This is a genomic window from uncultured Brachyspira sp. (assembly GCF_944388875.1).
Taxonomy (GTDB): Bacteria; Spirochaetota; Brachyspiria; order Brachyspirales; family Brachyspiraceae; genus Brachyspira.
This window is the reverse complement of sequence record NZ_CALXKQ010000005.1, coordinates 85,315-100,267: the sequence shown is the minus strand read 5'-3', so window position 1 is coordinate 100,267 and position 14,953 is coordinate 85,315. Positions and strand designations below refer to the sequence as shown.

The window sequence follows — 14,953 nt, the reverse complement described above, 5'->3', positions numbered from 1 at the left end:
ATTTTATTGCGTACAAAGAAAAATCACACCCGCCCAATGTTGTTTAAATTTAAAATCTTGATCACCGCACGCAGAATAGAATTTTGATATATAAACGAATTTGAATTCTAATTTTGATTGTATAAAAAAGCGTATTTTACGTGCGTTAAAATTAAAAAAATAAGGGCATTGCATTTTAGCAATACCCTTTTTTATATTTATTTGTTATCTAGCAGCTAATTCTTTTATTTTAGCATCCATTGCATCAAAAGCCTGTTCTGGAGTTTTTGCTCCAAGCACCATTTCATTAACCGCATTGAATATAGCAGTAGTCATTTCAGAATAATAGCTAGGAACACCTTTTGGGAATGGACTAGATATTAATTTTGACTCTTCAAGTAAAGCACCTGTATTTTTTAATTTGCCTTCATTAATAAGCTCTTCCATTACAGAAGTTCTTGTAGGCATAGTATTTTGTACATAGTTTAATTGTTTTTGTATTTCAGGAGAATTAAACCATTTTACGAATTTCATAGCTGCTTCTTTGTTTTTAGATAGTTTTATCACTCCTACACCTTCTGGTAAAGCAAAAGTTTTTGGAGAAGGTCCTGTAGCACCAGGAAGAAGTATAGGTATAACATCTCCTACAACTTGAGATTCATTAGTATCTTGTACTCTGCTTACAAATGAAGTAGGACCTACTATAAAACTAGCTTCTCCTGAGTTAATTCTTCTGTATGCATCCATACCAGTAGAAGTTTTGCATGCTGGGTCAATCAAATTATCAACATTAACCATTTGATTAATAAATTGTAATGCTCCAAGTACAGCATCTTTATTTAAAGTGCCGTCTTCATTAAATACTATTCCATATTTTGAATAAGTAAGCCATATTAAAGAAGTAGTGCATGACTCATCAGCATTCAAAGGCATAGAGAAAGGATATTTAGTTACTCCAGCAGCTTTAATCTTTTTTAAATCTTCATAAACATTGTCCCAAGATTTTGGAGCTTCAGTAATGCCGGCAGTTTCAAAATGTTTTTTATTGTAATAAGCCAAACGGAAATCATTAGCATACGGAAGAGCTAAAACTTTACCGTCTATTATGAAAGGCTGTATAGAAGGCATAGCATCAATTTCTTCCTGAGTTAATTCTATAGGTTCAAGCCAATCAGCACTGTAAAACTCTCCAACCCAAGACCAGTCAACTTCTACAACATCAGCAGCAGCAGTTCCTCCAGCAGCAGCTATTGATATTTTATCTCTTATATTTTCCCAAGCCATAGCATTCATATTAACAGTAATGCCAGTTTCCTTTGTAAAGGCATTAAGCATTTCATCAGAAGGTACAGCCCAATCTGGAACCATTACCGTTATGGAATTGCCTTGAGCCTCCTTATTACCATTACAAGAAACTATAAAAAGCACCGTTAATGACAATGCAATTAATAAAGTTATAATTTTTTTCATTTGTTTATACTCCTATATTTATTTTGTAATGAATATGAAAAAATATACTATATTAGATATTAAAGTCAAGTAATATTAAATAATTAAAATTAATAGTTTATTTAAACTTTTAATTTTTTTATATATACTTTATAATATTATATATTTTTTTAACTATGAATAGTATTTTGAGGTAAATTATGAATGATAATATTCTGTATATTGCAGCTGCAGTTTTATTTTTGGTTGTATTAATTGCAACTATTATTATGATAAGAAATATATTTTCTAAAGGCAAAAAAGCCCCTGTTAAAAAAACTTCAAAAAATATAAAGAAAAGAATGGAAGAGCTTAGAGATAATATTGCCTCTAATCTGAAAGATTTAGATTCTCTGTATGAACTTGCTTCATTAGAAGAGGAATATGGGGATTTAAAGAGTGCTTTAGAAAAATATGAGGCTCTTATAGAAGCCAGATATTTTTCTGATGATTATAATGAAGAAATAGAAATATACAAAAAGCTGGAGAGCGGATATAGTGAATTGAATGATAAAGAAAATAGCTTAAAATACATGCTTTTAATATCTAAAGCTGAGCCTAATAATATTTATTATTTAATTAAAATTGCCAGCATATTAGGCAAAGAAGGTAAATATCAGATAGCATGCGATTATTTTAATAGGGCTTTGCTTTCTAAAAATGAGTTTGAAATAGATGAATTAAAGATAGCCAGCTTATCATTTTTTATGGTTAAGGATTATAAAAAATCTATAGTATTTTTAGAGGAATTGTATAAAAAATCTTTTAATGAATTTAAAAGCAGTAAAGATAAGGATAAAAATAGAAATGATATTAATAATTTAGAAGACTTATTAATATCCATGTATATATCTGCCGATGAGCTTAATAATGGTATTTCATTTGTTGAAAAAATATTGACTGATGACTCAATAGAGCATGATCACAGAATGCATATAGATAAAATGTATATGTTTATGCTTTATAAATTATCGGATAATGATAAATTTAATAAATTATATAATGATTTGATTAATATTTACCAATTGGATAAAGGAAGCAGAAAATATGCCAGTCTTATATTTGACTTTGGTTTTTATTCTTATTTTTTAAAAGATATTAACAGATCTATAAAATATTTCAGTACTTTAAAATCATTCAATATGCTTGAGTTCAGTGTATATTATTTGGATCAGGTATTAAGTTATTTAACAGAGGTGAATAAGGCGTACTCTCAATTAAATAAATTAAGAAGTGCTATGGGATTGAATGATGAGAAATATAAAAATGAAAGATATGATAAATATGTTGATAAGGATGCTATAGATACTTGGGAGAAAGTTTTAGGTTTATGGGAGGCATCTTTTATTAATCTCGATTATATAACATCATTAACTGAAGTAGAAAAAACTATGGATATTGATAAGATATTATCAGACTTTAATGCTAATAAAAGTTCTTATGATAATGCTAAAACAGGAAATATAAATGAGATAGATAAGATATATAAATTAAGCTACAGCAACTTTAAAAAATTATGTCAGAATATTGTTCAGACAAAATTATCATATTCTATATTGCAGGAGTATTCTGATAATATTATTAATTATGAATATGGGGATGAAGTCAATTTTTTAGCTTATCATATAAATAAAAGCAAAAAGGATTTAACATTAATATCTTTTAAACGCTGGAAAAATACGGAAGTTGGAGAATTAATATTAAGAGATTTTATGCTTATGGTAAATGAAGCCGGAGCAAAAAATGGAATATTAGTTCTTCCTGTTAGATTATCAAATAGTGCTAAAAGCTATGCTTTGCATAATGATAAGATAACAGTTTATTCCAGAAGTCAATTTAATTCTTTTTTAAAGATTAAATTTGTTTAATTTTTTTATTTATAATTTAATTAGGGTAATTTATGATGGACACATATAGTTATATTTTTATAGTGCCTATATCTATTATAGTAGTAATAGGTATTATTATGTTTTTCAATTCTGTATTAAGACCGAATAATTATTATAAACCCAAAAATATAAAAAAGAAGATGGAAGAGCTTGAGAAAAAAATTAAGGCTAATCCATCAGATTATAACTCTATATATGAACTTGCCAATCTTGAAGAACAGCATAATTTTTTAGAAAATGCTTTGGAAAAATACAAAAAATTAATTGACAGTGGTTATTTTGAGGGTGAGGAAGTAAATATATATAAGAAGCTGGAAGATATATATGACAGGCTGGATAATAAGGAAGAAAGTTTTAAATGTACTTTGAAAATAGCTCAATTAGATGTTAAGGATAATTATTATTCATTAAAAGCGGCAGCTATATTGGGAAGGGAGGGCGCTTATAATTTGGCATGCGGATATTTTAATAGAGTTCTTAATAATAAGAGCGATTTTGAAATAGATGAATTAAAAATAGCCTCTTTATGTTATTTTGTAAGCCATGAATATAAAAAAATTATTATAATGCTTGAGGAGCTTCACAAAAGACTTAGCAGAAATATAAGCAATATTGAAGAAGATTATGATGAAATGATATTAGTAGAAAAAATATTATTATCATTATATATTGCTGCAGATGAAATAGATACTGCTAGAAATTTTGCTGAGCATGTTTTATCTTCAAGATATATTAATAGCGATCCTTTATACAAATTTTTCATTAATAGAATGTATCTTTATATATTATATAAATCCAGTGATAATGATGCTTTTGCAGATTTATATAATAAACTTTCCAGTCAATATAGAATAAATGAAATAGAAAAAGAGAAAGTTGATATTATTTTGGATTTTTCTTTTTATAGTTATTTTATCAAAGATATCAATAGTGCTTTAAGTTATTTTGAACATGTGAGGCTGTTTGATGCCCCTGAGTTTGATATGTATGATTTTAACGGTATTTTGAAGTATCTGATGGAAATATCAAAGGCTAATGAGCAGCTTAAAAAAGCAAGAACTTCTATGCAGCTTAATAATGATGAAAAGTATAAAGATGAAAATTATGAAAAATATGTTAATAAAAAATATATTGATATTTGGGAAAATAATGTAAAATTATGGGAAGATTCATTTAACAGTATTGATAATATATTTCAATTAATAGATATAGAATCCACTATGGATATTGCAAAAATATTATCAGAATTAGATTTAAATGAAAGTGCATCTGCTTCAGATAATGCAATTATAAAAAAGGTTGATAGGATATACGACATAACTTTAGCATCATTTAAAAGTATTTGTTTGGATATAATACAAAATAAATTATTGTATTCTGCTGTACAGGAGTATAATGATCATTTAATAAATTATGATTATGGAGATGAGGTTAACTATTTAGCATTTGCTTCAAATAAAAACAAAAAAGATTTAACATTAATATCTTTTAAACGCTGGAGAAATACGGAAGTTGGGGAATTGATAATAAGAGATTTTATAATGCTTATTGATGAAGCAGGTGCTAATAATGGCATATTGGTATTGCCTTTGGAACTTACAAGTACCGCAAGGAGCTATGCTTTGCATAATAACAAGATAAAAGTTTATACTAGAAATCAATTTAATTATATGCTTAGAGATAGTAGATTTTAATATTTATTTTGTTATATTTTAATATATTATTTATATTATAATAGCCATAATTGTATTTGGGCTTCTTTCTTTTTTCCTTATAAGGAATATTATAAAGAATCCTAAAAAGAACAAAAAAGTATCAAAAAATATTAAAAAGAAAGCTGATAAATTAAGAACGCAGTTGGAGGCAAATCCAAAAGATTATGTAACTATGTATCAATTAGCTTTGCTTGAAGATGAAATCGGTAATATGGAAACAGCTGTAAAGATGTATGAAGAGCTTTTAAATGCATCTTTCTTTGAGAGTAAAGAAGAAATTGATTTTTGCAAAAAAGTAGAGAATTACTATAATGACTTGGGCAATAAAGAAATGTCTTTTAAGTATACAATAAAAATCAGCAGATTAGATACTAATAATACTATTTATGCTATAAAAGTTGGAAATATACTTGGAAAAGAGGGCAATTATTTATTAGCTTGTGATTATTTTAATAAGGCTTTGCTTTCAAAGAATGATTTTAGTATAGAAGATATTAAGACGGCTATTTTCTGTTTCTTTAAAACAAAAGAGTATAAGAAATGTATTGTGTTTTTGGAGGAGTTGTATAAAAGAATATATAAAGATAAAGACTGCGATGATTATGCACAATTGTCTAATTTGCAGAAAAGTTTGATATCAATGTATATATTATCTGATGAGCTTAATATTGCTAGGAGTTTTGTTGAGCAGATTCTTATAGAAAAAAATAATGATGAAAACCATGTATTTTATATTGATAAAATATACTTATACATATTATATAAAGTTATTGATAATGAAAAGTTTAAGGAATGGTATGATAAGATATATATTAAATATAAGATTAATAATTATGATAAAAATTATTATACTTTGATATTGGACTATTGTTTTTATTCGTATTTTTTGAAAGATATGGGATTTTCTATAAGATCATTTGAGATTTTAAATAGTTTTAATTTACCTGAACTTAAAGTTTATAATATTGACAGTATACTTAAGTATTTGTCAGAAATAAATAACGCTACATCTCAGCTTAATAAACTTAGAAATGCAATGAAATTGGATAATTCTAAAAATGATAATTATGAAAAATATGTGGAAAAAGAAGATATTGAAAACTGGGAAGCTGCTATTGATTTTTGGGAGGGTTCATTCATTGATATAGATTATATAGTATCATTAGTAGATGTTGAAAAAACTATGGATATAGAAAAGATATTGGAGGAATTGAAAATAGATGATACTCATAATAATGAAATGGATTTAAGAATTGTCAAAAAGGTTGATAAAATATATAATCTGAATAAGGTGGATTTTAAGAAATTATGTCAGAATATAATACGTTCAAGATTAGCTTATTCTATAATACAGGAATATACCGATAATGTAGCAAATACTGATTACGGCGATGAAGTTAATTATTTAACTTATCATGTTAAAGGAAATAAGAAAGATATTACTTTGATATCATTTAAGCGTTGGAAAAAGGTTGAGATTGGAGAATTAATGATTAGAGATTTTCTTATGATGGTTAATGAAGCGGGGGCAAAAAATGGCATTTTAATAGTACCTGTCAAATTAAGTAAAAGTGCTAAAAGCTATGCATCGCATAATGATAAAATTACAGTTTATTCAAGAAATCAATTTAATAATTTGCTTAAGGATGAAAATTTATAAATAAAAAAACAGCAGTAGTATTAATTAAGTACTATTGCTGTTTTTATATTTATAATAAAATAAATATTTTTTATTTTAACATTTCTCTATCAACTAAATCATTAGCAGGAACATAATCATTAATAACTTGTGAGAACACTAAAGTATCAACAAATCCGCCTCTTTTTATTGATAAGAATAAATCATTGTATTCATTTTCAGGCATTCCTAATTTTTTCATTGTAACAGCCTTATAAAATACAGCATCATTAGCAAATCTTGTTCTAGGATATTCTGTAATAACTCTATCAAATAAAGATATAGCTTCTTTTAATTGATTTTCATCTGTAGAATATGTTTGATAAAGCATTCCATTCCATAATAATGAAAGAGGTTTGAATTTTTCTATTTTAGTTATTCCAGCAACTTGTTTAAAGCATTCATCTGCCAATGCTATATTTGATTTATTGCTTTTAGATAGAAAATAATAAACAATGCCTTTAAATTGATATAAATGCCCTACATCAACATCAGAAGGCAAATTATTAAAATCTAATTTATTTATATAGTTTAGAGCCTGAGTATATTCTTTATTTGCTATCATAACTCTTATTTCTCTAATTATCAAAGGATCATCTTTAGAAGTCCAAGGGCTGTAAAAAGTGTCTATAGTAGCTTTTATAGGTCTTCTTTTAGGAGTTGTATTATAATCGTATATCTGTGTCTGAGCAGTATTATAATTATTATTATTACTATTTACTTGTGTATTTTGAGTAGGTTTATTATTATTTTGTACTGTACTGCTATTATTATCTATTCCATTATTTGTTTCCACCACAACATCATTACTTGGAGAATTCTGATATTCTTTTTCTATTTCATTTATATAATTTTCTTCGATACTGTTCTGATCTGGTTTTTTACATGATATTGAAAAAACTAATAATATCGCTGTTAAAGTTAACAATGACTTCTTAATCATTTTCTGCTCCAAAACTATTTTTTATATTTTTCGGAAATTATAAAAAAAGCGTTAGAACATTAATATTAAGAATTGATATAATTTTCTATATTTTTATAGTATAATTTTTGTCTGTATTTATCTTCAGCATTATCGCTGTAATTATGTATTTTTTTATCAGCATCAGCAAAATATCTTTCATAAGCCTTTTTGCAGTAAGCATCATGTTTGCTTTTTACACCTGTAGGAGGATTTTCAAATTTATAAGCACCATTAACTCTCCAGCCATTAAGTATGCCTATAGTTATAGCATCAACAGGACATCTGAAAGCACAGCTTGTACACATTACACATTTATTTTTAAACTTAATATCTCCTTTTTCATCATTATAAATATTATTAACAGGACATTTCTTAACGCATAAATTACAATGTGTACATATTTTTTTTACTTTAAATAAATGTCCGTTAACTTTCATAGCTGGGTGTTCTATTCTAAATAAAAATGCTATAAATCTGCCGAAAGGAAATTTCTTTAAAAAACTTTCTCGTCCGTCTAAAACCTCATTAGCCTCTATAACGCATAAAGCCTTAGCTGTCTTCCACATCTTTGCAGCAAACTCATCGGTATGTCTGAATATTATATTATAAGGCATTACATAATGATATTCATTAGTAAGAATATAGCCTTTTGATTTAAGTCTTGCCATTAAAGGCTCTGAAGATATATTATTAATAGTTAGAGGCTCTCCTGAAGTTTTTATAATAAATATTTTTTTCTTCTCATTATCAAATTTAGGAAAAAGTTTTATCAAGTCAAAAATAGGGTAGGGAGCATTAAAACCATGAATAGGATAAGCAATACCAGCATAATCATAATCTCTAATATTAGGCATATTATCAAAATTATCGCTTACACTATAAAGTAAAGTTTCAATGCCGTTTTCTTCAAATATTTTTTTATACTCTCTAGCAACTTTCTCAGTATTTCCAGTACCAGAAAAACAATATATTACAGCCTTTTTATTTTCCATGTATCTAACTCCATTTTTAATTGTTTTATTATTTTATCATATTTGTTAAATCATTAATAAAATCAGAAAATAATTTGACTTTCTTACTTTCTTCCACATTATTTTCTGTAAGTATATAACATCCATCTGTATCTATCTCAGCAATAGCACGACCTTTTTTAGCAGGCTTCTTTTTAGATAAAGTTTCATCTTCATCTAAAGTGATGAATAATACTTTTATATGTTTTGTAACAGATGACTGCATGAGCTTTAATTTCCAATAACCAGTTTGTGCTATTCTTTCCCTTAAAGTAACCTTTATTGAAAGTACAGATATTATTTCAATAGTTTTTTCATCATAAATTATTATATCAATATCTGGCAAATGAAGTCTATACTCTCCATAATCTACACATAAATTTCTTTTTAGTAAATCTAAAGTTTTGTCTTCAAAAATTTTTTTTCTCTCTAATTTATTACCATTTATTATAGATAATCCAATTTTTTTTACTTCATCAGTAATAATATATTCTATCATTTTCTCAAGATTTTTACCTTTAAAAGCTCTCCATGATTGTTCTGTATCAGTTATGCCATTATGCAATGCAAATTGTTTATGTTTTTCTTTGGCTTCTTTTAAAATATCTGAAATATACTTATAAGTATTATCTCTATATATTTTTTTCTTGTCTTCGTAAAGATTTATCAAATCTTCAAATGTCATACTTTCTCCATAATTAAAATATACTCAGTAGGATAAACCAACTTATCCATAGATGAAGTTTTAGCAAATCTTCCTGTGGAAGAATCCCTAGTAGAAGGAAGCATTTTTGAAGGTATTTCTCTATGTATAATATCAAAAACTTTAAAGCCTATATTAAGCATTTGTTCGCAAAAAATTTCTGCATTCAATATATCAACATTTTTAAATTGAGTATTTCCTATTACAATAGCAGCCTTTCCTCCAGATTTCAATACCCTTTTCATTTCAATAAAACTTTCAAGCATATCAGCATAATAATTTTTTATTTCTCTTATCTTTTTTTTATTATTATTTGAAAATTTATTTATGGTTTCAATGATTATATTACTTTTTAAATCAATATTATCTATATCATCCCTATTTTTATAACTACTTCCTATAAACTTTTCTCTAAACTCTGGTAAAGTATCCAAATATCCAAACCATAATGAAGGAAGCTGATGCAAATCTGCGTATTCATAGCTAGTTACATAAGGAGGGCTTGTTACAATAAAATCAGCCTCTTCATCTTTTAAAGGCAAAAACCTAGAATCCCCACATTTTATTTTTCTATATTTATTTATATCAGAAATAAAATCTTTATCAAGCATGGTATTATATACTTCATGCCTTTTTATCATTCTTTTTGCCTGACATAAAAATAAATTATAACAATCTTGCTCTTTTTTCTTCATATCCCTTGTAGGCTTTATGCTTTTTTGAAGCCATATAGAAGCTGTTTTTAATATTTGAGCAAATGCCGCAAGATAAAAATCTCTTATATCTATATTTTCTATTTCAAATATAGAATAAAAAATTAGAGATAATTCTTCTTTTTGTTTGGGCTTAAACCAATAATCTATTCTATCATTTTCAGGTACAATATTTTTTGCTTTTACTAAAATATCTTTTTCTACTAATACACTATAATTTGTAAATTTTTCTTCTAATATTAGATATTCTTTTTTTAGCAATTCTATATCAAGCGGCGTAGTTTTCACTTTAGATATAAGATACGCTATTTCATTTATATCAACTCCGCATGCATATCTCTTATTTACAATACTTTCAATAATAGTGGTACCGCTTCCCATAAAAGGATCAACAACTAGTTCTTTTCCTTTTGTATAGGTATTTATAAGCCTTGAAACTAACTGCGGAATAAATTTAGCAGGATAAGTATAATAATTATGCGTAATATATGCTGTATCTTTTATAGTTTTATCGGAAAAAGACCAAGAATAGTCTAAAGAAATAGAACTAAAATCTTTTATATTGTAGGATATAACATCATTATACATTGTCAAATTAATCGACCTTTTTATAATGAGCCTTAAAATCCTCGTCAAAATAATAAAGCATATTCTCATCTTTTTCATGAGAATCATACCAAACCTGAGCAAAGAAAGGATTTTTTTTAGCAAGAATGTCAAAGTTCCAAGTATAGTCCGGCATGCATTCCATACACCAATGACCTGCTTTTATAACTGTAAATGGAGAAGCCTCAAATTCATGCCCTTCAGTACAAGCCCATCTTAATTTTGTATGCAAATCTCCTTTTGTCATACTAGTGCTTAAAAGTTTGCCTCCTCTAAACTCTGCTGCCTTTTTCAAATCATCTAAATCTATTTCGCTGTCTTTTTTGCTTTCATCATAGCCATGATTAAGAAGTTCGGCATTATTTATATCAAGCAAAGCCTTATAATCTATATAATTGCCTTTAGAATCTTTATTTTCAAAAAGCAGATTAAAATCTTCCCATTTTTTAGGCAAATTATCAAAAACCTCTTCGCTTCCGAAAGTCGCTATAACTTTTCCTTTCTCTCCGTTTTTTCTCCAATATGTAGGTGAATTAGGGTGAGATAAAAGCCTTTGTATAGCAAAAAATGATATTATAGAAGGAGGCACAAGTTTACCGAAAGCATAATACCAATGAGTTTTTCCTATTTCATTCCAATAATCTGTAACGGATTCCTTCTGATAAGAAAATAATTCTTCTAATTTGTATCCGTCATAATACCAAAGCCCATGAAAATTTCTTGTAGCATTCCAATTAGGCTTCATATATTTTTTTGTAGATCCCCCAATGAGTTTGAATCCATCATTAAAAGTATCGTATCCAACAAGTCTATTTTCAGCCTTGCTTCCCAAATTAAAACAGCCTTTCCAAAAATAATCATCTAATTTTCCTTTTATATCCTCTTCAATAATTCTCTTCATTAAAAGCCCACTATCTCTCGCAGTAGCCCATTCAAGAGGAGCATTATAGCAAGTATGAAACATAAGCCCATCACTCATATTGTCAGTAAGCATTCTATTATGAAGCATGGCAGTTTGTCTTATTATAGCTCTATTTTCTAATGATGAATCTAGAACATATCTTTCTCCTTTTAATTTTGAAAAAGAATATGCATCATAAGGACTTATTAATAAAGGATCACCAACTCTTCCCCAAGGGTGTTTTTCATTGCGGTTTCCATAAAGAGCTACCGTTGATATATGAACAAGTTTAGGACGATTTTCTTTAGACGTTTTTTCTATTATATCAACTATATGCTTAACACCTACAAAGTTAGTTAGATGTGCAAGTTTAGGATATTTATCAGAGTTAGGAGGTATAACTGCAGCGAGATTAAGTACATAATGACAGTCTTTTATTAGTTTTTCGCAGTCATCTCTTTCATATAAATATCCTATAATAATTTCGACTCTATCTCCATACTGTCTTTTGAATTTATCAGCTGCTTTTTGACTTTCTTTTCTTACAAGTACCTTTACTAATTTAATATCTTTTATCTCCATTAATTGTCTTAATGTTTCAAGACCCATATTTCCAGTTGCACCTGTTAATGCTATATTATATTTCATTTTTAATGCCTTTTTTATAAAAGTGATTATTGAATGCCTTTAGTTTCATCTATAAGTTTTATAAGTTCATTGCTTCTTGATGCTATACTTTCTTTAAGAGCTGATAATGTATCTCTTCCTGCTTTGCTGCTCGCTATTTCTCTTTTTAAAAGGTCTGCTATATTAAGACATGCCAGTATTGCTATAGTATCTCTTGGATAATTGCTGCCGTAATGCTCTGCTATATCATTCATGCTTTCATTTACGAAATCAGCAAGCTCTTTTAAATACTCAGAGTTTTCCTCATTAGATTTTATATTTAAAGTTCTGCCGTATATCGTAACCTCTAAAGAATTATTCATAATTATTTACCTATTTTAATATATTATTTTGATTCATTGTCAAAAAAGAAATCTTCTTCATCATCATCGCCGAACATATATTGATCGTCTTCGTTTATATCAAACTCATAATTATCTTCTTTGCTGTGATTTGATTCTGTTTCTTTATTATTTACTTCTTCTTGCTGCTTTTTTTCATCATCTTTTTTTATATCATTATCCCAGCTGGAATCGGAAGCATTTGAAAAAGGATCTTCATCTTCTGATACTTTAATATTAGAAGCAGTCTTAATTTCTTTTATAGTTTCTTCTTTTTTGATTTCTTTTACTTCTTTAATCTCTTTTACATCAGAAGCACTCTCTTTGTATTCCTCATATTCATTATCAAATATATTATTATCATTATCACTGAACGGATCAATATCTTCTTCTATTACTTCTGCTTTTTCTGATTTCTCCATACTATCTATATTCTCTATTGTTTTAACTTCTTTCTCTATTGTTTTAACTTCTTCTTTAATATTATTGATTTCTTCTTTTATTTCTTTTACTTGATTATTATTATTAACTATTTGACTATGAGTTCTTTTTATATCATTAATTTTTCTTACACTATCTATTTTTTCTATAAGAATACTTAGATTTTCTTTTAACTGCTCATTTTCTTTTGTTAGAGTTTCTATAGTTTTATTAGCATTTTCTAACGCTTTTTTTACATTATCATTTTCTTCTATTAATGTTTCAGAATCTTTTTCAATACTTTCCAAATTAGATTTTAATGTATCTCTTTCTATTCTTGTAGCTTCTAATTGTTTTATTAGATTATCTTTTTCTTCTTTTATGGAGTTATAATTATCAGTAACGTTTCTTTTATCAGCTTCAAGTATTGTTTTTTCTTCTTTTATAGAATTAAGAGTATCTTTAATATTATTTAGACTGATATTTAACTGTTCTTTTTCATTTTTAAGATTTTCTATTATCTGTAGTAACTCTTTATTATCTGATGATACGGTTTGATATTCATCTAAGAAATCTTTAATTTTTTCTTCTAAAATAGTGAACTCTTTCAATTTTTTCCCCCCAAAAAAGCTATTTAAAATTATATCACATATAAATTCAATTGTCAATTTTTTATTTATATGATAAAATTATAATATTAATAATAAAGTAACAATAAAATAAATAATTATGAAAAAGCTTTTTATAATAATATTTTCTGTATGTTATTCTTTAAACATAATATATGCCCAATCCCCATATACTGAAAAAGATCAGAAGATGCTTAAGAATATAGTAACTATTTGGCCTTATATAGGATTAGAGCCTGTAAGACCTACAGAGAGCTATATGCCTTTTGATTATATACATGAAAGCCATAAGAGGGAAAGCGTAGTAAAAACAGCATATTCATCAAGACTTCTATATGAGCTTTCAACTATAGAGATTCACATGAATACTTTAATAGGAGTGAATTTAAGAAGCGGACATTTCAGCATGCCTAATATGTATTTGTCTGTTGGCAAGAGTTTTCATTTTGACTGGATGTTTTCAGCTACTCCTTTTGTAACAATGACTTCTAAATTTGATGTTTTCAGTAAAAATAATGCTTCTGGAAGTATAGGGTTATATGATGCTGGTATAGAAACAGTAACATTAACTAGAATATTATTATCATTTAGGATGAAGGCAGTTAATGATATTAACGGCTCTACATTCATGCTTCTTCCTTCTGTTGTAGACAGCGAGTCAGCAGCATTTGCTCCGCATTGGTATTTGCCTAGAGTTAAAAATGAAATGGGTTTTAGGGCTGGTTTTATAGGGTATTATTATGAGATATCATATTCTCAAGGGTATTCAGAAGATTCTAATCCTTTAGCTGTTTTACTAAAAATAAACGGTGATTATTTTAGAGCCCAGTTCTTGTATCAGTACAATAAAAATAATTCTCTTTCTCCAGAAAACTACGAAAATTTCTACTACAATGATTATACTCATCATTTGGTTCAATTATCAGCTATGGGAAGGCTTCCTTTACTTGACAGGCAGTTATGGGTTAATATGCTTGGAGAGTATACTTGGAGAGATAATGATGCTCATTATTTAAGGTTTGAACTTGGGCTTGAATGGAAAATGCTTAATCTTGCTATCAGACCTTTATTTTATATACCTGTTAATTATGATGATGATAATCATTACGGCAGGAGATTTGATAAGAGCAAAGATTTATTTTGTCTTGAGTACAGTGCTTATGTTAAATTTGATCCTGTGTATTTTGGTTTTCAGGGTTCTACTGACGGAAGGTATTATATAGCTATGAAGGCTGTATTTTAATTAAACGC

General features: G+C 27.3%; 12 protein-coding genes. 4 read left to right on the top strand and 8 right to left on the bottom strand.

Going from position 1 to position 14,953, the window contains the following annotated elements; genetic code table 11:
* Positions 1–204: 204 nt before the first annotated feature.
* Entirely contained in the window at positions 205–1,449 is a 1,245-nt protein-coding gene (locus Q0J69_RS05715; RefSeq protein ID WP_297205021.1) for an extracellular solute-binding protein, read from the bottom strand.
* A 179-nt stretch (positions 1,450–1,628) separates the two neighbouring features.
* Between Q0J69_RS05715 and Q0J69_RS05710 the strand changes: the two genes are divergently transcribed.
* The 3 genes from Q0J69_RS05710 (at position 1,629) to Q0J69_RS05700 (ending at position 6,731) form a co-directional block, all read left to right on the top strand.
* Positions 1,629–3,335 carry a restriction endonuclease gene (locus Q0J69_RS05710; RefSeq protein WP_297205019.1) on the top strand — a complete coding sequence of 569 codons (1,707 nt, stop codon included), beginning with the start codon at positions 1,629–1,631 and terminating at the stop codon, positions 3,333–3,335.
* Between the two features lie 32 nt (positions 3,336–3,367).
* Complete coding sequence (locus tag Q0J69_RS05705; protein WP_297205018.1) at positions 3,368–5,050, top strand: restriction endonuclease; 1,683 nt, start codon at positions 3,368–3,370, stop codon at positions 5,048–5,050.
* A gap of 163 nt (positions 5,051–5,213) precedes the next feature.
* The gene (locus Q0J69_RS05700) at positions 5,214–6,731 is read left to right on the top strand and encodes a restriction endonuclease (RefSeq protein WP_366030294.1); all 1,518 of its coding nucleotides are present in this window, start codon (positions 5,214–5,216) and stop codon (positions 6,729–6,731) included.
* A gap of 70 nt (positions 6,732–6,801) precedes the next feature.
* Here the strand turns inward: Q0J69_RS05700 and Q0J69_RS05695 are convergent, their stop codons facing one another.
* The 7 genes from Q0J69_RS05695 to Q0J69_RS05665 form a co-directional block, all read right to left on the bottom strand.
* Positions 6,802–7,692: a hypothetical protein gene (locus Q0J69_RS05695; RefSeq protein ID WP_297205015.1), complete on the bottom strand. Its 891-nt coding sequence runs from the start codon at positions 7,690–7,692 to the stop codon at positions 6,802–6,804.
* Between the two features lie 65 nt (positions 7,693–7,757).
* Positions 7,758–8,705, bottom strand: coding sequence for an EFR1 family ferrodoxin (locus tag Q0J69_RS05690; protein ID WP_297205014.1), 948 nt, complete (start codon positions 8,703–8,705; stop codon positions 7,758–7,760).
* A 28-nt stretch (positions 8,706–8,733) separates the two neighbouring features.
* The gene (locus Q0J69_RS05685; RefSeq protein ID WP_297205013.1) at positions 8,734–9,408 is read right to left on the bottom strand and encodes a BsaWI family type II restriction enzyme; all 675 of its coding nucleotides are present in this window, start codon (positions 9,406–9,408) and stop codon (positions 8,734–8,736) included.
* Positions 9,405–10,727, bottom strand: coding sequence for a DNA methyltransferase (locus tag Q0J69_RS05680; RefSeq protein ID WP_297205012.1), 1,323 nt, complete (start codon positions 10,725–10,727; stop codon positions 9,405–9,407). The genes Q0J69_RS05685 and Q0J69_RS05680 overlap by 4 nt, the downstream gene beginning before the upstream one ends.
* A gap of 7 nt (positions 10,728–10,734) precedes the next feature.
* Positions 10,735–12,294 carry an NAD(P)-dependent oxidoreductase gene (locus tag Q0J69_RS05675; RefSeq protein ID WP_297205011.1) on the bottom strand — a complete coding sequence of 520 codons (1,560 nt, stop codon included), beginning with the start codon at positions 12,292–12,294 and terminating at the stop codon, positions 10,735–10,737.
* Positions 12,295–12,320: 26 nt separating this feature from the next.
* On the bottom strand, positions 12,321–12,635 hold the full coding sequence (locus tag Q0J69_RS05670; RefSeq protein ID WP_297205010.1) for a cell division protein ZapA: 315 nt from the start codon (positions 12,633–12,635) through the stop codon (positions 12,321–12,323).
* Positions 12,636–12,658: 23 nt separating this feature from the next.
* Positions 12,659–13,684: a hypothetical protein gene (locus Q0J69_RS05665; RefSeq protein WP_297205009.1), complete on the bottom strand. Its 1,026-nt coding sequence runs from the start codon at positions 13,682–13,684 to the stop codon at positions 12,659–12,661.
* 118 nt (positions 13,685–13,802) lie between these two features.
* Here Q0J69_RS05665 and Q0J69_RS05660 point away from each other — a divergent pair, with 118 nt between their 5' ends.
* Positions 13,803–14,945 (top strand): hypothetical protein, encoded by a 1,143-nt coding sequence (locus Q0J69_RS05660; protein ID WP_297205008.1) that lies wholly within the window; start codon positions 13,803–13,805, stop codon positions 14,943–14,945.
* Positions 14,946–14,953 lie beyond the last annotated feature (8 nt).